We start from the raw sequence: 17,743 nt of genomic DNA on the forward strand, positions 1-17,743 counted from the left end.
GAGGTAGGAAATAGCTGCTCTTCTCAAAATTTTCCACGATATTGGAATTCATCATTTATAGCCAACTTACATTCTGTTATGATTTACATATACAAGAACTTTTGGAAAAGCACTGGGGGAATAAAGCATTGAAGTGTAAATTATCAATTCAGGAAAAACTAAAAGATTTGAGAATAGAAAAAGGCCTGTCTCTGCAAGAATTGTCAGAGCAGACCGGAATATCCAGAGCATCACTTGGAAATTATGAAACAGATGATTACAAAGAAATCTCTCACAAGGCCATCATCACACTTGCAGATTTTTATGGAGTAACATCAGATTATCTTCTGGGACTTACTGAAAATAGAGAACAACATCTATTTCCTATAGATGAACTTGGACTGGATGATGAAACTGTAGATTTACTAAAAAGTGGGAAGCTTAATGTCAGATTGATTTGTGAAATGATTAAGCACCCGGATTTTATAAATTTTCTTTCGGACATGGAAATCTACGTTGATAATCTTGCCGGAATGCAATTTCGAAACATCAACAAAATGATTGAACAGACAAGAGTTCGGCTTCAAAATAAAGGCATTTCCGATGAAGATCATTACATGAAAACCTTAGAAGCAGCAACCATATCTGAAGACAACTACTTCAACAATCTTCTTGGAAACGACATTGTCAAAATAGCAAAAGCTATACGAGATGCCCATGGCAAAGATGCAGAAACCGGTGATGCAACCACACCTGTTGACGATATCCTTGACTCATTTGAGGAATTAAAGACCGCCGACAATGTCACTCAGGCTCAGATGGTCATGTATAGCAAACTCTTCAAAATCAATTTTACTAAGATGGATCCATACGAGTTCAAGACCTTTACCGACATTTTGCAGCGCTACTCTGATCTCTGCAAACCGGTTAAAGGAAATGGACGCGGGAAGAAGAAAAAATAATCCTAAAACAACACAGATATAGTCGTTCCTACCCCAGGTGCACTATCTAACTCAATTTTGGCATCATGAATCTCAACTATGTGTTTTACAATCGCAAGACCAAGCCCTGTTCCACCTGTAGCTTTTGATCTGCTTTTATCAACACGATAAAATCGTTCAAAAATTCGCTGCTGCTCTGAAGCAGGTATTCCTATTCCATTGTCCTTAACTGTAAGCGCAACCTGACCATCAATTGTTCCCACAGAAATCTTTACCTTGCCATTAGGATTATTGTATCTGATTGCATTCTGCCCCAGATTTTCAACCAACTCTTTGAGCATATCTTTGTTTCCGCAAACAATACTCGTTTTCCCCTCAAGCTCTATTGTCACGTTTCTTTGTTTCGCATTAACTGATAAGACTTCCATACATTCTGAGACAGTCTCATATAAGTCAACCTCGGTAAAATGTAACTCAGAATCTTTCCTATCCAAATCCGAGAGTCTCAAAATATCATTTATCAATGCAAGTAATCTGTCGGCATTCTTTCTGATTTCCTGATAAAAATGATTCTGCTTCTCAGCGCCTACCATTCCTCCCTCTAACAATTCAGCATAACCAGAAATAGCGGTCAGCGGTGTCTTCAGCTCGTGTGAAACATTAGCCGTAAAATCCTGCCTGGCTTTTGCAGCAGATAAAATATCTGTATGCTGGGTGCGAAGCATTTCTGCCAAAGGATCCAATTCCCTGTACGGTGATTCATAATCAGCATTCTCCAAATTTTCCGCCATAATCTCTATTGGTTTTAAAAACTGTTTTGTAAGCAGATGAGAAATCGCTATGCAAATTGAAATGATAAGGAGAATAATTAATAAAATAATTGGTATCGCTGATATGAATACCGCCCAAATGCTCTGTGCATTGGTAGCAACACGAAGAACCGTTCCATTATCTAAACGCAACGCATAATAGAAAGTATCCTCATTCATAGTGTCAGATCTTCTAACTGCTTCCCCTTCACCCTGTTCAAAAGCCGCCTGTATCTCTGGTCTGTCAAAATGATTTTGCAATAGCTCCGCTGAGGCATCATTGTCATATAAAACAGTTCCATCTTTATCAATCCAAGTTACACGCAGCTCATCTAAATCAGTAGATAAATCTATCTGATCTACATCAATATCTACTGTTTCAAAATATTTGGTATCCTTTAGAAGTTTCGCACTGACAGATAGATCTGATCGCACCTGCCCCTCAAAGAGATTGTAATATATAATTGTAATTCCAATAACTGTTGCGATAATTGCTAATATCGCAATTCCAACCAGTCTTATATTTATTCTTATTTTCATTCGATTACATATCCTACATTTCTCACGGTCTTGATTCTACTACCATAATCCCCTAATTTTTGACGAAGAGTTTTTACATGCATGTCTATAGTTCTTGATTCCCCCTCGTAATCAGCTCCCCATACCTGCTCCATGATAGTGTCACGGTTCAGTACGATTCCTTTGTTTAATACAAGAAAAGACAAAAACTCATACTCCTTATAGGTTAGCTCAACATGATTTCCACTGATTGTAACCTCATGCTTTTCATTATTTATAACTAGTTCGTCCAGCCTAAGTTCTTTTATATCCTCAGCCTGAGTTCTACGAAGCAGGGCTTTCACCCTTGAGATTAGTTCCATAACCGAAAATGGCTTCTTGATATAATCATCAGCACCATCCTCAATTCCTCTAACTAAATCAAGCTCTGTTGTTTTAGCTGTAACCATAATCACAGGAAGCTTCTTTGTCTCAGGATTTTTTCTAAGCTTCTTTACTATTTCATTGCCACTCTCATCCGGAAGCATAATATCCACTAAGCATAAATCCGGAATCACATCATTCATCTTGTCATAAAAATCTTTTGCACATGAAAATCCTAATACCTTATGCCCCGCATTTATGAGGGCCAGCTCTTCGATTTCCCTTATGCTGTCATCATCTTCAATTATATAAATAAGCGCCATTCTTCTCTCCTATTGTGCGTCCTTAGACTGTTCTATCTCTTTCTTACTGATGGGGTACTGCTTAATCAGTTCTTCATACTCCTTGTTGAAGCTCTTTCTGTCTTCACTAGATAAGCTTTCAAAATACTCATGCGTATTATAATCATCATCTAAAATAGTTATCATTTCAACAGCTATATTTGAACAATGATCAGATACTCGCTCCAGACCGGTCAATACATCATCCAAAATAAATCCCATCTCAATAGTAGACTTTCCCTTCTTCAATCTATTAATATGATTCTCCTTAATGGTCTTGCATAGTGTATCAATAACTTCTTCAAGAGGCTCAACATGAGTAGCTTGCTCTACATCATTTCTACAAAAGCTATCAACTGTTAGTGCACATATATCATTAACAGCTCCACAAAGAGCTTTCATTTCTCTGAGCTGCCCCTTCTTGAACTCTAAGCCCTTATCTTTTATTTCTTCTGCTGATTTAACAATCTCTAAGGCATGATCTGAAATCCTTTCAAGATCACTGATACTATGCAAAATAATGGACATACTTTGGCTATCTGATTTTGAAATATTCTTACTTGATACTTTTACCAAATATGAGCCAATTGCATCCTCGTACTTATCGACTACAGCTTCAAGTCTTTTAACTTCCTTAACCTTTTTCTTATCATATTCTAATAGGGCTTCCAGTGATAAGGTGATAGATTTCTGGCAATACTCTGCCATTTCTCTTACTTTTCCACGGCATAATTCCATTGCAAATGCCGGCCTGTCCAAGAATCTCTCGTCAATAATGATAGAATCCTTTTTAGCCTCCGGCTCTTCTGCTCCATCTGGCATGGTTATTTCAGCCAGCTTTACAAGTTTATCCGCAAATGGGAAAAGAAGTATTGTCGCACCAATATTAAATAAACTATGAATCACAGCTATCCCTGCTGCATTAGCAGCCTTATCTAAAAAAACAAAATCTATAACTGTATTCAAAGAATAGAATACAACCATAAAAATAATTGTTCCTATAAGATTAAAATATAAATGAATCATCGCTGAGCGACGTGCGTTTCTGTTTGCCCCAACAGATGAAATAATTGAGGTTACACAGGTTCCGATATTCTGCCCCATAATAATCGGAAGCGCTACTGCATAATGTACAGCTCCGGTAGAACAAAGTGCCTGCAAAATACCAACAGATGCAGATGAACTTTGAATTACTGCCGTTAGAATTGCTCCAACAGCCATTCCAAGTATAGGATTCCTAAAAGCTGTCATCATTCTTGTAAAAGAAGTATTGTCTGCTAGCCCAGACACAGCTCCACTCATTGTTTCCATTCCAAACATGAGAATCGCAAATCCAAGTAAGATTCCACCAACATCCTTTTTCTTAGATTCTTCTTTGTTTGACATAACTAAAATAATACCTATTGCCGCTAATATAGGCGAAAATGATGAAGGCTTTAGCATCTTAAGCCAAATGGTACTTCCCTCGATTCCTGTAAGTGAAAGCATCCAGGATGTAATAGTTGTACCCACATTTGCCCCCATAATAATACCTACAGCCTGATTTAGCTTCATAATGCCTGAATTTACAAATCCAACTACCATGACAGTAGTTGCAGATGATGATTGAATAACTGCCGTAACTCCTGCGCCAAGCAACACCGCAAATATCCTCTTTGAAGTAAGCTTCTCAAGAATTATTTCCAACTTTCCGCCTGCCATCTTTGACAGTTCATTCCCCATCATGCTCATTCCATATAGAAACAGGGATAGCCCACCTATCATATTTAGAACATTAAAAATATCCATACAAATTCCTTTCTGGGTATGCTAAAAAAATACGCCAATTATTAGCATACTGAATGAAAGTAAAATGTATGAATGTCCTATGTAAAATCTATGTAAAATTATAAACTTTGCTTACTATTACAATGCTTTATTTCCATTAACCATTAATCTAAACGTTACTCCCAATAGTTCTGAAGCTTTTCTACACATCAGCATTCTACCGAGAAAAATATCAAAATATTCATACATGGTACAGATTTTCTCATCAATTTCGAGATTTAATGAAATTTGCTTTTTATCCTTATCAATAATAAGATCTGTTTTGGTAACAGCATAATTCACTCTATCATGAACATCAAAGTTGGCTTTTGGTTTCTGACGCACCCTGTTTCTTCTAACATCTGTTTTGTCTGCTATAATGAGTGCAGCTGATATTACATCTGTAGCTCCACCTGTTGACTCGTCATGATGGGCGATTGCAGAAACCACTGTAAGTCTCTCCTGCCTATCCATGCCTGTTTTCTTTAATATGTCATTTGCAAGTAATGAACCATACTCTGCATGCCTACTACGATTGATGGCATTCCCAATGTCATGCATAAATGCAGCCACCTTAACAAGTTCAATCTGTTTCTTACTGTATCCAAGAATCTCAAGAATATTGGTAGCACGCTCGGCTACCAAAGCTGCATGTACTTCTGAATGGTCTGTATACCCCAATATTCCAAGGTTTTCATTTCCCTTTGCTATTAATGCCAGTACCTCTTCATTCTCTTTAATATCTTTATACTTCATCTTCATTCTCCTTCTGCTTTAGTGAATAAATTACCCACTCTGCTATATTTGTTGCATGATCCCCTATTCGTTCAAAGTACTTTGCTATCATCAAAATATCGGCTGCCTCCTCACCTTCTTCAGGATTATTTAAGATAAGTTGGATAACATCCTTTTTTGCCTTTACAAACAACTCATCAACAATATCATCATGTTCAATAACTTCCCTAGCTTTTACAACATCCTTTTCTACATAAGCTTCAATACTATGATTGAGCATTATCATTGTCTCGCTTGCCATCTCTGAAATATGATTAAACTTATCTATTTGACTATTCTGCCCCATAAGTATAGTCATTTCCGAAATATCTGCTGCATGATCACCTATTCGCTCCATGTCAGTAACCATTTTCATTGCTGCTGTCACTGTTCGAAGATCTCTTGCAACTGGCTGCTGTTGTATCAAAAGATTAAAGCATATACTTTCGATTACTTTCTGGAGATGATCAATTTCTGCGTCACCATACATAATCAGCTTTGCCTGATCAATATCTCGGGCTACCAACGCTTCTATAGCCTTCTGAATCGAGGATATTATATTGTTTCCCATCTCAATCATCTTATGATTAAGTTCTAAAAGCTGTTCATCAAATTTACTTCTCATTCGAATATTCCCTTCTATAATTCTTACTAATTCACTAAGCATATTAGCCAAACCTTCCGGTGATATAATCCTCAGTTCTTTTATCATTTGGGTAAGAGAAAATCTGCTTGGTTGTGCCAAATTCCACCATCTCACCTACAAGAAAAAATACAGTATAGTCCGATACTCTCACGGCCTGCTGCATATTATGTGTGACCACAGCTACTGTATAGTTCTTTTTTAATTCCTCCATAAGGTCTTCAATCTTTGTGGTAGAGATAGGATCAAGAGCCGATGTAGGTTCATCCATCAGCAGAATCTCAGGTTCTACGGCCAGAGCTCTGGCTATACATATTCTTTGCTGCTGTCCCCCGGAAAGTGATAAAGCGGATTTCTTTAATCTGTCTTTCACCTCTTCCCAAATCGCAGCTCCTCTCAGGCTATCTTCTACAATTTTATCAAGCTTTTTCTTATCCTTAATGCCATGGACTCTTGGACCATAAGCCACATTATCATATATACTCATTGGAAATGGATTTGGCTGCTGAAATACCATGCCTACTTTTTTTCTAAGCAGCGTAGTGTCTATATCTCTACCATAAATATCCTCTCCATCGATTTTTACCGTCCCATCAATCCTTACTCCCTCAACTAAATCATTCATCCTGTTTAGAGTTTTCAAAAAGGTAGATTTACCGCAACCTGATGGTCCAATAAATGCCGTAATAGCCTTCTCCTTTATTTCCATGCTTACATTTTTTAATGCATGATTTTGTCCATAATATAAATTCAAATCATTAACACTGATTTTTGTTTCTCCCATTACTATTCCTTTCTTGTCACATCAAATCGTTTTGTTAATGCTTTTGTTGCAAGGTTTATAGCCAATACGATAATCAAAAGCACTACAGCTATTCCAAATGCTGTTTCGAAATCACCTTCACTTGTGGCAGATAGATACATCTGAATAGTAAGGGTTCCTCCAGACTGAAATGGTTTAGCTAAAAGTCCGCTAATCCCTTGGGGTAATAACTTGGCACTTCCGGCTGTAAATAAAAGTGCCGCTGATTCTCCCACAATTCTTCCTATGGCAAGTATTGCTCCTGTGATTATTCCCGGCATAGCACTTGGAAGAAGTATTGTTCGTATCATGTGCCATTTGCCACTTCCAAGTCCGATTGCACCATTCCGATACGAACTTGGTACAGTTTTTAATGCTTCCTGCGTATTTCGTGTTATCAAAGGGAGCACCATGAGAATCAATGTTAAAGATCCTGTCAAAAGTGAATAACCTAATCCGAGCTTTTCTCCAAAAAACATCATTCCAAATAGGCCGAAGATAATGGATGGAATACCGCTCAAGGTTTCTGTTGCATATTCTATTGCTGTTACAACTCTCCCAGGCCTTGCATATTCATTAAGATATATTGCACTACCTACACCGATTGGAGTTGCAATTATCATGGTGATAAGAATAATCAGTAATGTATTTACAATATTACCTGCAATCCCCACAGTTCCTTTCAATACGCTTGTTACTGAAGTAAGAAATGTTATGTTAACCGCAGAAATACCTCTTATTAACACATATCCAATAATTCCAAGTAACAAAAGTACTGAAAATATCGAGCAGATATATATTAAAAAGCGCAGGATACAATCAATAAACTTTCTTCTACTAATCGACATCATCAATCCCCGCTTTCCTTGCTCTTAGCAATGCATAGTTCACAATCATGATAAAAATATATAAGACTAATCCCACTGTGAATAATACTTGTCTATGCGTACCTTGGGCATAACCCATTTCACTTACAATTTGAGTGGTAAGAGTACGAACAGAATTAAATGGTAACGGAATATTAACTGCTCCCCCTGCAACCATATTTATAGCCATTGCCTCACCAAGTGCCCTACCTGTACCTAACACTACACCTGTAAGTATTCCTGATTTCGCCGCTGGAATAACTGCTTTGAATATTGTCTGTTCTTTTGTTGCACCAAGTGCTAACGACGCTGCTCTAAGAGTGTCAGATACAGCTTTTAACGACGATGTGCTTACGCTTATTACCGTTGGCAAAATCATGATTGTCAGTACAATAATTGCAGAAAGCATGTTTGCTCCTCCAGTAAACTGATGAGAACTATCGTCTTCAAATATTATTTGCTCAAATCTAAACATAATCGGATTAAGTACCATCATTCCAATTAATCCATATATTACTGATGGAATGGCAGCCAATAATTCTATTGCAGTTCGTACAATGTTTCCTGTTGTTTTTCCTGCCATTTCTGATATATATACTGCAGCTAACAATCCTATCGGAACTCCAAGAAAAAGTGCAGTGGTAGTTCCTACTACCGAAGCCAAAATAATAAATCCAATACCATAAGATGGTTCACTTACAGTTGGCTTCCATATGGTTTTAAAAAGTAAATCAAAAACCCCGACTTCCTTTAAAGCCGGGGCACCTTTCATGAACATATAGATAGTAATTGCACAAACTGCAAATATAGCCACTACTGCACAAAGCTCGAATAATGTTTTGGCAGTTTTTTCTATAAATGCTTTTCTCTTCATGTATACCCCTTATTGTGGAATAATAAGTCCAACTTGTTTGATAACTTCCTTACCATCATCAGAATTGATATAGTTAAACCAAGCCTGAACCAGTTCATTCTGCCCTGACATTTCGCCCTTTGTAGCCATTACAAACGGTCTCTGAAGCATGTAATTTCCTGCTAGGATCTCTTCTTCTGTTGGCTCCACTCCATCAATCTTTAATCCTGACACGGTGTCATCAACCACATCAAGCGAGACGTAACCGATTGCTCCTGGTGTAGTTGCTACTTTTGCAAGAACTGCTCCTGTTGAATCCAACTCCTGTGCATACACGCAACCATCCTTTACTTCAAGTAACTCTTCAAATGCATCTCTTGTGCCTGAACCTGCCTCTCTACCAATTACAATGATTGGCTGCTCCTTACCACCAAGCTCAGCCCAGTCTGTAATTTCGCCCGAATAGATTTTAGCAAGATTCTTTGATGTCACATCCTTGATACTACAAGACTTATTAGTAATCACTGCAATACCGTCAATTGCCACAATATTTTCTACTGCACCACTTGCCTTTTCCTCATCCTTCAGGCCTCTGGAAGCATTTCCGATATCTACAGAACCGGCTGCAAGAGATTCCAAACCTGCACCTGAGCCAGTATATTCAACGGTAACTGTCACTCCTGGGTTTCTCTCCATGAAACTCTCAGCCATAGCCTCGCAAAGTTTTTCCATAGAAGTTGAGCCTGCAAGTTTAATAGTTCCATTTAATTCTACAGATTCCACATTTTTTCCCTGCTCTGCAGCATCAGCACTTTGGGGACTATTGCTTCCACATCCTACTAGCCCAAATGTCATCATGCTTACTGCTGCCATAATAGCAATTATCCTTCTCTTCATAATATTTTTCATTCCTTTCTAAACTTACATTATTTGGCGCCGTATTTTTTACAATGACAATATTATTCGCCTAATGTAAAATCCATAGCCATCTTTATGTAAAAGTTCAGTAAAAGTCTTGAAAAATCATATGAACTCATGATTGTATAGATAGATTGCCCCGCCAAGCAGTCCCATGAACACCGCAGGGTACCCTATAAAGCAAAATAGCCAAGTTATTTCAGGTAATATCAATCTTCCAATCAATCCCCATATCAAACCGCCAGTTAATCCATATAGTATTGTTGTAAGCCACATAAACATTGTGATTTTATGATTCTTCTTGACCTTCAAGTCATTTACAAAACTCCATATTTTAGACATACTCTTCACCTCCTAGCGCAATGCTAGCAGATACATGTAAAATCCATTATCAACATTGGTAAAATGTACGTAAAAAAACTCGTGGCCACCAAATACCGATAGTCACGAGTTTTTATTTATATCATCTGAAAATGTTTTAGAGCTTCTTCAATCGCTTTAACCTTTTCTTCCGGGCATCCCGGTTGCTTGCTGTTTTCTGATTTAGGCTTATTGTAATTCTCTCTTTCTATAATCCCATGTTTCTGCTTCACCTGCGCAATGTTCAGATTTGTCACATGAAATCCATAGTGTTTATGCACCCATTCTTCGATTTCCTTGTATGTGGCCTTTGTCTCTGCACTTGTAGCATCAATCTCATCAAGATTAATTTCTATCTCGATATGATCATCAGGCTTTTGTTGGGACAGAAGAACAACAGTCTCAACACTCCTGGTAAACGGGAACATGTCGACAGGTATGATTCTCTCAGCCTTGTAGCCGTTCTTTGTGATGATTTCAAGGTCATCTGCGAGGGAATCTGGGCTGCAGGAAATATATACTATACGGTCAGGATTCAGCTTAAACATGGAACCCAAGAAAATCTCAGTTGATCCGGAACGGGGCGGATCCATGAATACCACATCAGCGTGGTCACCTGCCTCTGCCATCTGAACCATAAATTTGCTGGCATCATTTTCATAGACTGTTACATTCTTAATTTCGTTCATTTTTGCATTTAATCTTGCATCACGAACAGCATCCTTGTTGATCTCAACACTGATTACCTCGCCTGCGTGAGGGCTGGCGATAATGCCGATAGTTCCAACGCCGCAGTAACAGTCAAGAACAGTCTCTTTTCCTGTAAGACCCGCAAGTTCAACGGCTTTGGAGTAAAGTCTCTCCGTCTGAACAGGATTTACCTGATAGAAGGATTTGGGAGATATCTTAAACTTCATCCCGCAAACTGTATCATAGATAAAGCCCGGGCCATAGATAGCTTTCTCTTTATCACCAAGAATCATGCTGGTGTGCTTGTCATTTACATTTATAACTATCGTGGTTATCTCGGGATGCTCCTTAAGAAGCGCCTTTACAAAGTTGTTCTTTGAAGGAAGGATAGGTGATGTAAGCACAAGAACAACCATTATCTCGCCTGTGTTGTGGCCAACTCTTATCAGCACATGCCTAAAAAGTCCATAGCCGTTATCCTCATCGTAGGTCTTGATCTTGAAGGATTTAAGCATTCCACGGATGGTTGCAATAATGGCATCTGCCTTTTCGTTCTCAAGATAGCATGCATCAACGGGAACAACATCATGTGTTCCCTCCTTATATATTCCGGAAACCGGATTACCCTTTCTGTCATGAGTAAAAACAGCATGTACCTTACATCTGTAGTGCTCAGGCTTATCCATCTCGATAAAGGGCTCAACCTTGCCATACTTACCGATAAGCTCCTCAACTCTTTTATGCTTTCTCTTAAGCTGCTCCTTGTAAGGAACATCTATCATCTGACATCCGCCGCACTTCTTGGATACAGGGCACTTGGAAGTCTTGTCTGCAGCGCCCTTGGCAGGCCTTTTTGTATCTGTTGATCTGGTTGTAGTTCCCTTTGCAGCTGCTGACCTGGTTGTAGTTCTTTTTGTATCTGCAGTTTTTGCCAAAGTCTTCTTAGAAGAAGTTGTTTTATCGGTATTCTTCTTTGAAGCTACTTTTGATGTCATACCTTTTTTATTATTTCCGTTAGTGGCTACTTTTCTTTCTTTATTTTCACTACTCATTACTAAATCCTTCCATCATCTATGCTTCCGCACGCTGATTCCTATAGTGCACAAAACCTCCGGTAGGGCCGGAGGTTAGTATTATTTCTTTTTAGGTTTATTCTTAGAGCCCTTATTCCTCTTATCACCAAAGTCTCTGAGCTTTATATCTTCAAGACCTGAAACAAGCTCCCTTGCACGCTCTACATCCGCTCTGTTAATGCGGATCGTGCACATGATCTTGTCCTTATCAACACCAAAAAGTCTCTGAAAGAAGCTCTTGTCCTGCCAGTCAATATAATAAGAGATGCGGTTCTGAAGGAAACGCTCCTCTAATATTCTTTTGCTCTCCTTGCTATAAACCTTGCAAAAAGAAACTTCATTATTAAAAACCTGATCACTTTGAATAATTGATGACATAAATCCGTAAAAGCCTCTCCTTCTGTGTCGATATCCATTATATTCTACACTAGCATAATCTCTTTTGTAAACCACAAAACGCTTAGCATGATAAGTCGCAAAAACGCTCATTTTTACACATTCTTAATACTGTTAATTGTCTTTTCATTTGAAAAAACAGGGCTGTCGGTGTAAAAATAAAGTAGGAGTATTATACGAACAGCATGGATGCTGTTTTTCCGGGAAACTCTTTTCCCGCAGATCAAAGGAGTGATGTTTATGGGAATAAACGTTAATATGGATTATTCCACCTTATTTAGCAGTATGTCCGGCAGCTCTTCTTCGACGAATTATATGTCCGGACTGTCGAATTTGCTTTCCGATTACTCCTCTATAAAAAGCGGAAGTTATGGGAAGCTGGTTTCAGCATATTATAAAAAAATAGATAGCGAAAACGCTACCTCTACCAATAAATCAGAAAAAGAATCCTCAAGTAAGAGCACAGAGACAGATAAATCAAAAGCAGCTGAAAAGAAACAGTACTCTGCTATTTCTTCGAATGCCAAGGATGTAGCCTCCAAGGTTGACACTCTCTTCAAAACAGGCGATGACTCTATATATGAAAAGTCATGGCAAACAGTTAAAGCCGAAGATGGTACAGAATCCAAGGTATTTGATTACAACAGCTCAAAGATTACAGGTGCTGTGCAAAACTTCGTGAGCAGCTACAACACACTTGTAGGATCTACAGGCGATGTTTCTGATGTAACAACAAGTACAAGAGCAAGCTATCTCACGAAGATCACGGGGTCCTATAAGGATGAACTCTCTTCAATAGGTATTACCGTTAAGGATGATGGAAAGCTATCAATTGATAAGGACAAGCTGAAGGCTGCAGGTGCCGAAGCAGTTCAGAATCTATTCTCACAAAAGGCAGGCTTTGGCTACAAAGTATCACTGGCAGCAACCAGTCTTGAAACCTCAGCATCAAGGGCAGCATCGAATTCTTCGACCTATTCAAAATCAGGTGCTTTGAACTCAGACCTGTCCTCAATATTAGATTCATTTGTATAATTATCTGGATTTACGAGTGAATGTCCGCCGAAAGGCGTACTTAAAGATAGCCGCCGCTATCAGCATTCTGCTGATGCGGCGGCATATTGATTTACTATGGTATTTTAATTAAATGTTACTCTCCGGCAATCTCTTCAACCTTACCGGCATATTTAACTCTGTATACTCTTCTAAGTGATTCATTTATTCTGTCTTCACTGATAACACCGTTCTGTACTGCATAAAGAAGTCCCTCGTAAGCATCCACAAAATTCTCAGGCAGGAATATCATATCTGCACCGGCCTGAATAGCTGCTATTGCAGCGTCTGCTGAGGAATATCTTCCGGCGAGATCTGCAAGTGAATCAGTAATAATGATTCCGTCATATCCAAGCTGTCCTCTAAGTACATCCTGAATTACAGTACTGCTCAGGCATGAAGGTGTATCATCACCGGTAATGCCCATTGAAGAAGCCGTGCAGACCATTATCATACTTGCACCTGCATCTATACCTGCTCTGAACGGGCTAAGAGCATCCTGAAGACCTTCTATAGGACTGCCACTGTCCATTGTCTCAGGGAAATACTGGAGTCCGGCAGAAACGCCGTATGACTGAAGTCCCTCAACAGTTTTGGCAACCATTGCTGATACGGTCTGCGGGTCAGAACCAAATGACACGCCTGAATCCGAAAGATTTGCATTTACTCCAATGTTAAGATTAAAGCCATAGCCGTTAAGATAATCAGCAACTCTGGAAGCTGTATTAAAGGCTTCATCAGCATTACCTGCTGCTCCGAGCTCAGCGGGAGATGCAACCTGCTCAAGGCCAAGTCCGTTTGCTACAAGACTCTTCTCTCCGCCAACCTCTGTGGTTGCAATAAACATAGGATACTTACTCATTGACATAGTAGAACCAAGCATATCCTTGATCTGAGCTTCATCCTTGATATTTTTGGAAACATAGAAAAGACCGCCTACGGCGTATGTAGAAAGCGCATCCTGTGTGACAGCTCCGGCCTTTATTACAGCTTCCGCACCGGTAAGCTGCTCCGGAGAAATCATAAACAGTCCCGCAACCTTATCCTCAAGAGGCATCTCCGAGATACAGGTATCCACAACATGATCAAGCATGGTATCCGTACTCTGAACCTCTGATTCAGTAATATTCTCCTCAGGTGAAGCGACAGCTGCCTGCTCGGCTCCGACCTGCTTAGCTTCAGCGACAGCCTCCTCTACTGAAGCATTATATGCCTTAACAGCTTTAATGACGGATTTTACACCAAGAAAAGAGCCGGATACTGCTGCAACTCCCAAAAACCCGGTTATTACATAGGCTGTAATCTGGGCCTTGATCCTGCGCTGTCTCCTGAGCTCCCTACGAACGTCTCTTTCAGAACCGCTGCTAATATTCATCTTATCTTCCATATATCCTCCCCATGGAAAATCCCCTAAAAAACTTAGATAAAGTATAGCATACCAAAAACACAATTTCTACCATCCGGGAGGATGTTTACCACAAAATATTGTATCAAAATATAGTGAAAATTTTGTCACATTTAAATTACCAGGCAGCCTTTACACAAAAAGAATAAGGGCGAATGCATTTCATCTATACACTCGCCCTTACTCATGTTCAAATTGTGTTTCGTTGTCCAATGGACTTACCTCCACGTTCTCAACTCTGCTCCTTCCATTAACCTTTGCACTCGTATGCTGTGACGGCTAGTTCGACGGCTAGTTCTTCGCCACTATGTCATGTACTAAAGCTCGTTGTGATGGAAATTCACTATTGTTAGTGGTGTTAAATAGTTCGGCGGTCCTTACCTTCCTTTCCGAAAAATTTAAAAACTAAGATTAGAGTAAAAACTTAATTTCCCTTTGGACCATACCTCCATTTCTTTCAGCTCCTTCGCTGAATTCTTTGAAAGAAGTTTTCTCTTTCTCTTATCTTTAATCGTAGTATACACATGTGGGATATAATTGTCAATACATTTTTTATTATTTATTTTCGATATTAGATTATTTCGTGTATAAATGTTGGTTTTCTGATAAATTGTAGTCTATTGTTAGAATATTCTCACAATTCAAAATACCGATTGTTTTTCTCGAAATAAAGTATAAAATCCCAATAAAAAACTGGTCTTAATCATAAACAAATTAAGACCAGCTCTTACGATTTTATAAATTATTCAAATGAGAGGATATTTTTCAGTCAATTCTTTGATGATTGCTCTTGCTTCGTCGTTTTTCTCACCCTTACCCTTGATTACGATTGAAATTGCCTCAGCAATTTTATCCATATCTTCTTCGTTCATTCCACGGGTTGTAACAGCAGGAGTTCCAAGTCTGATTCCGCTTGTTACGAATGGAGACTGCTTTTCGTTGGGAATTGTATTCTTGTTTGCTGTGATGTGTGCATCATCAAGCCATGCCTCAACATCCTTACCTGTAAGATCAAAGTTTGTAAGATCGATAAGCATAAGGTGATTGTCAGTTCCTCCGGAAACGATCTGAACACCTCTGCTCATAAGTCCTTCACTTAAAGCCTTCGCATTTTTCACGATCTGCTTCTGATACTCCTTGAACTCAGGAGAAAGTGCCTCTTTGAAGCATACAGCCTTAGCTGCGATAACGTGCTCAAGAGGGCCGCCCTGGATTCCGGGGAATACAGCCTTATTGAACTTAAACTTATCCTGAGCTTCCTGATTCCAAAGGATGAGTCCTCCTCTGGGTCCTCTTAATGTCTTATGTGTTGTGGTTGTTACAACATCTGCATACGGGAAGGGACTGGGATGAACACCTGCAGCAACAAGTCCTGCAATGTGAGCGATATCAGCCATAAGTACAGCGCCGCATTCATCAGCTGCCTCGCGGAACTTCTTAAAGTCAATCTCTCTGCAGTAAGCTGAAGCACCTGCAATAATAAGCTTAGGCTTATGCTCTCTTGCAAGTCTCTTAACCTCTTCATAGTCAATGAAACCGTTATCATCAACACCGTAAGCTACTACATTATAATAAGTACCGGAGATGTTAGCCGGGCTTCCGTGTGAAAGATGACCACCCTGACTGAGATTCATACCAAGAATTGTGTCGCCGGGCTGAAGAAGTGCGAACTGAACCGCAAGATTTGCCTGAGCGCCTGAATGGGGCTGAACATTTGCGTAATCACATCCAAAGAGTTCCTTTGCTCTGTCTCTTGCGATGTTCTCAACCTTATCTACTACATAGCAACCACCGTAGTAACGCTTACCCGGAAGTCCCTCTGCGTACTTGTTTGTCAAAGGGCTTCCCATAGCAGCCATAACAGCCTTGCTTACCCAGTTTTCAGAAGCGATCAGCTCAATATGATCGTTCTGACGCTGCATCTCCTCCTCGATGAGGGCAGCGATATCTGGATCGACATTTTTAACTTCATCTAAAGAATACATACCTGAATCTCCTCCGCTTTTATAGTTTCAAGTTTTAATGTGTTAAAGTAATCGGAATGTATCATAGCATATAAAAAGTCATACGTCAAAGCTATTTTCATGCTATACTTATCCAAGTCACATCATATGAAAAAAGGTATTTCGGGGGTATTTTCATAAATGTTTTATTGCATAGTTAATCCGTCAGCCAGATCCGGCCACGGTAAGAACATATACAATCTCTTTGAGGAAAAATGTAAGGCCATGGGGAAGCCCTACAAGGTAGTTTTCACTAAGGGACCGGGGCATGCCATGAATGTCGTAAAGCGTCTTACCGAGAAAAAAGTAGGCTCCTCTTCCGATGACGCCCCCATAAATATCGTTGTTATGGGTGGTGACGGAACATTGAATGAAGTCATCTCCGGCATTCAGGATTTTGACAGGGTACGTCTTGGTGTTGTGCCACTTGGTTCCGGCAATGATTTTGTTCGAGATCTTAATTTTCCCAAAAAGACTGAAGAACTCATAACTCAGATTCTCAAAGAAGAAATTGTGAGAAAGCTTGATATAGGTAACGTTCACTACGACCACATGACCAGAACTCTCTCTCGGCTTCATGATGAGAGAATTGCGCAGGACAGACGATTTGATGTCAGTTCCGGAATTGGCTTCGATGCAGCAGTATGTGAGGAAGCGCTTTCTTCAAACACAAAGAATTTCCTAAATAAGATAGGTCTTGGAAAGCTCACCTACGGCTCCATTGCTGTGCGCCAGATTCTTCATGCGGATCAGCCCTCCTGCGACATTGAAACTGATGATGGTCAGACTCTACATATTGATCATCTGATATTTGCTGCAGCCATGATCCACCACTATGAAGGCGGCGGCTTCAATTTCGCACCTGACGCGGATCTTCAGGATGGCTATTTTGACCTGATTGTCGGTGGGGATATCGGCACCTTCCAGATATTCAAAGTACTGCCGCTAGCGTTTTTTGGTAAACATTACGGGCAAAAAGGTGTCGACCACATAAGAGCAAAGGAAATAAAGATAAAAACCGCCATTCCCATGTGGGTTCATACAGACGGAGAAGTCCTCCTTAAATCTGACGCTATTACACTTAGCTGCCTGAAGCAAAAGCTGAATCTTTTATCGTGAAAAACGTACAGGAATTTATAGATTTTTTAT

General features: G+C 39.5%; 17 protein-coding genes. 3 read left to right on the top strand and 14 right to left on the bottom strand.

The annotated features are described in order from the left end of the window. The first annotated feature begins 128 nt into the window (after positions 1-128). Positions 129-941 (top strand): helix-turn-helix domain-containing protein, encoded by an 813-nt coding sequence (locus tag G586_RS0117285; protein ID WP_026528706.1) that lies wholly within the window; start codon positions 129-131, stop codon positions 939-941. Between the two features lie 2 nt (positions 942-943). Here G586_RS0117285 and G586_RS0117290 read toward each other — a convergent pair whose 3' ends face one another. From G586_RS0117290 to G586_RS0117345, 12 genes are all read right to left on the bottom strand, one after another. Further along, positions 944-2,269 carry a sensor histidine kinase gene (locus G586_RS0117290; protein WP_026528707.1) on the bottom strand — a complete coding sequence of 442 codons (1,326 nt, stop codon included), beginning with the start codon at positions 2,267-2,269 and terminating at the stop codon, positions 944-946. Then, the gene (locus G586_RS0117295; RefSeq protein WP_026528708.1) at positions 2,266-2,934 is read right to left on the bottom strand and encodes a response regulator transcription factor; all 669 of its coding nucleotides are present in this window, start codon (positions 2,932-2,934) and stop codon (positions 2,266-2,268) included. The genes G586_RS0117290 and G586_RS0117295 overlap by 4 nt, the downstream gene beginning before the upstream one ends. A gap of 9 nt (positions 2,935-2,943) precedes the next feature. Beyond that, positions 2,944-4,740 carry a Na/Pi cotransporter family protein gene (locus G586_RS0117300; protein ID WP_026528709.1) on the bottom strand — a complete coding sequence of 599 codons (1,797 nt, stop codon included), beginning with the start codon at positions 4,738-4,740 and terminating at the stop codon, positions 2,944-2,946. 117 nt (positions 4,741-4,857) lie between these two features. Further along, entirely contained in the window at positions 4,858-5,520 is a 663-nt protein-coding gene (locus G586_RS0117305; RefSeq protein ID WP_034446596.1) for an HD domain-containing protein, read from the bottom strand. Next, on the bottom strand, positions 5,504-6,157 hold the full coding sequence (gene phoU / locus G586_RS0117310; protein WP_026528711.1) for a phosphate signaling complex protein PhoU: 654 nt from the start codon (positions 6,155-6,157) through the stop codon (positions 5,504-5,506). The genes G586_RS0117305 and phoU overlap by 17 nt, the downstream gene beginning before the upstream one ends. 43 nt (positions 6,158-6,200) lie before the next feature. Next, entirely contained in the window at positions 6,201-6,959 is a 759-nt protein-coding gene (gene pstB, locus G586_RS0117315; RefSeq protein ID WP_026528712.1) for a phosphate ABC transporter ATP-binding protein PstB, read from the bottom strand. A 2-nt stretch (positions 6,960-6,961) separates the two neighbouring features. Next, entirely contained in the window at positions 6,962-7,825 is an 864-nt protein-coding gene (gene pstA / locus G586_RS0117320; protein WP_330363295.1) for a phosphate ABC transporter permease PstA, read from the bottom strand. Beyond that, a complete protein-coding gene (gene pstC, locus G586_RS0117325) occupies positions 7,815-8,717 on the bottom strand; it encodes a phosphate ABC transporter permease subunit PstC (RefSeq protein ID WP_026528714.1) in 903 nt (300 codons plus the stop codon). Before pstC ends, pstA begins: the two co-directional genes overlap by 11 nt. Positions 8,718-8,726: 9 nt before the next feature. Next, complete coding sequence (locus G586_RS0117330; protein WP_026528715.1) at positions 8,727-9,593, bottom strand: phosphate ABC transporter substrate-binding protein; 867 nt, start codon at positions 9,591-9,593, stop codon at positions 8,727-8,729. Positions 9,594-9,719: 126 nt separating this feature from the next. Continuing rightward, positions 9,720-9,956 (bottom strand): hypothetical protein, encoded by a 237-nt coding sequence (locus G586_RS0117335; RefSeq protein ID WP_026528716.1) that lies wholly within the window; start codon positions 9,954-9,956, stop codon positions 9,720-9,722. A 116-nt stretch (positions 9,957-10,072) separates the two neighbouring features. After that, the gene (rlmD, locus tag G586_RS0117340; RefSeq protein ID WP_155834260.1) at positions 10,073-11,716 is read right to left on the bottom strand and encodes a 23S rRNA (uracil(1939)-C(5))-methyltransferase RlmD; all 1,644 of its coding nucleotides are present in this window, start codon (positions 11,714-11,716) and stop codon (positions 10,073-10,075) included. A gap of 81 nt (positions 11,717-11,797) precedes the next feature. Then, positions 11,798-12,226 carry a hypothetical protein gene (locus G586_RS0117345; protein WP_026528718.1) on the bottom strand — a complete coding sequence of 143 codons (429 nt, stop codon included), beginning with the start codon at positions 12,224-12,226 and terminating at the stop codon, positions 11,798-11,800. A 147-nt stretch (positions 12,227-12,373) separates the two neighbouring features. Here G586_RS0117345 and fliD point away from each other — a divergent pair, with 147 nt between their 5' ends. Next, positions 12,374-13,168 carry a flagellar filament capping protein FliD gene (gene fliD / locus G586_RS25225; RefSeq protein WP_026528719.1) on the top strand — a complete coding sequence of 265 codons (795 nt, stop codon included), beginning with the start codon at positions 12,374-12,376 and terminating at the stop codon, positions 13,166-13,168. 115 nt (positions 13,169-13,283) lie between these two features. Here the strand turns inward: fliD and G586_RS0117355 are convergent, their stop codons facing one another. Both G586_RS0117355 and glyA read right to left on the bottom strand, forming a co-directional pair. Further along, positions 13,284-14,573 (bottom strand): glycoside hydrolase family 3 N-terminal domain-containing protein, encoded by a 1,290-nt coding sequence (locus G586_RS0117355; protein ID WP_051204880.1) that lies wholly within the window; start codon positions 14,571-14,573, stop codon positions 13,284-13,286. A gap of 764 nt (positions 14,574-15,337) precedes the next feature. Beyond that, a complete protein-coding gene (gene glyA / locus G586_RS0117360; RefSeq protein ID WP_026528721.1) occupies positions 15,338-16,576 on the bottom strand; it encodes a serine hydroxymethyltransferase in 1,239 nt (412 codons plus the stop codon). 159 nt (positions 16,577-16,735) lie between these two features. On the opposite strand from glyA, the gene G586_RS0117365 reads away from it, so the two are divergent. Next, positions 16,736-17,713, top strand: a complete 978-nt coding sequence (locus G586_RS0117365; protein WP_026528722.1) for a diacylglycerol/lipid kinase family protein — start codon at positions 16,736-16,738, stop codon at positions 17,711-17,713. The last annotated feature ends 30 nt before the right edge of the window (positions 17,714-17,743 follow it).

The sequence above is a fragment of the Butyrivibrio sp. VCD2006 genome (assembly GCF_000423925.1).
Taxonomy (GTDB): Bacteria; Bacillota; Clostridia; order Lachnospirales; family Lachnospiraceae; genus Butyrivibrio.

Bases quoted from the DNA above. Each gene is read 5' to 3' on its own strand.
- G586_RS0117290 (WP_026528707.1), bottom strand. From the start codon at position 2,269: ATGAAAATAAGAATAAATATAAGACTGGTTGGAATTGCGATATTAGCA.
- G586_RS0117295 (WP_026528708.1), bottom strand. From the start codon at position 2,934: ATGGCGCTTATTTATATAATTGAAGATGATGACAGCATAAGGGAAATC.
- G586_RS0117300 (WP_026528709.1), bottom strand. From the start codon at position 4,740: ATGGATATTTTTAATGTTCTAAATATGATAGGTGGGCTATCCCTGTTT.
- G586_RS0117305 (WP_034446596.1), bottom strand. From the start codon at position 5,520: ATGAAGATGAAGTATAAAGATATTAAAGAGAATGAAGAGGTACTGGCA.
- phoU (WP_026528711.1), bottom strand. From the start codon at position 6,157: ATGAGAAGTAAATTTGATGAACAGCTTTTAGAACTTAATCATAAGATG.
- pstB (WP_026528712.1), bottom strand. From the start codon at position 6,959: ATGGGAGAAACAAAAATCAGTGTTAATGATTTGAATTTATATTATGGA.
- pstA (WP_330363295.1), bottom strand. From the start codon at position 7,825: ATGTCGATTAGTAGAAGAAAGTTTATTGATTGTATCCTGCGCTTTTTA.
- pstC (WP_026528714.1), bottom strand. From the start codon at position 8,717: ATGAAGAGAAAAGCATTTATAGAAAAAACTGCCAAAACATTATTCGAG.
- G586_RS0117330 (WP_026528715.1), bottom strand. From the start codon at position 9,593: ATGAAGAGAAGGATAATTGCTATTATGGCAGCAGTAAGCATGATGACA.
- G586_RS0117335 (WP_026528716.1), bottom strand. From the start codon at position 9,956: ATGTCTAAAATATGGAGTTTTGTAAATGACTTGAAGGTCAAGAAGAAT.
- rlmD (WP_155834260.1), bottom strand. From the start codon at position 11,716: ATGAGTAGTGAAAATAAAGAAAGAAAAGTAGCCACTAACGGAAATAAT.
- G586_RS0117345 (WP_026528718.1), bottom strand. From the start codon at position 12,226: ATGAGCGTTTTTGCGACTTATCATGCTAAGCGTTTTGTGGTTTACAAA.
- fliD (WP_026528719.1), top strand. From the start codon at position 12,374: ATGGGAATAAACGTTAATATGGATTATTCCACCTTATTTAGCAGTATG.
- G586_RS0117355 (WP_051204880.1), bottom strand. From the start codon at position 14,573: ATGGAAGATAAGATGAATATTAGCAGCGGTTCTGAAAGAGACGTTCGT.
- glyA (WP_026528721.1), bottom strand. From the start codon at position 16,576: ATGTATTCTTTAGATGAAGTTAAAAATGTCGATCCAGATATCGCTGCC.
- G586_RS0117365 (WP_026528722.1), top strand. From the start codon at position 16,736: ATGTTTTATTGCATAGTTAATCCGTCAGCCAGATCCGGCCACGGTAAG.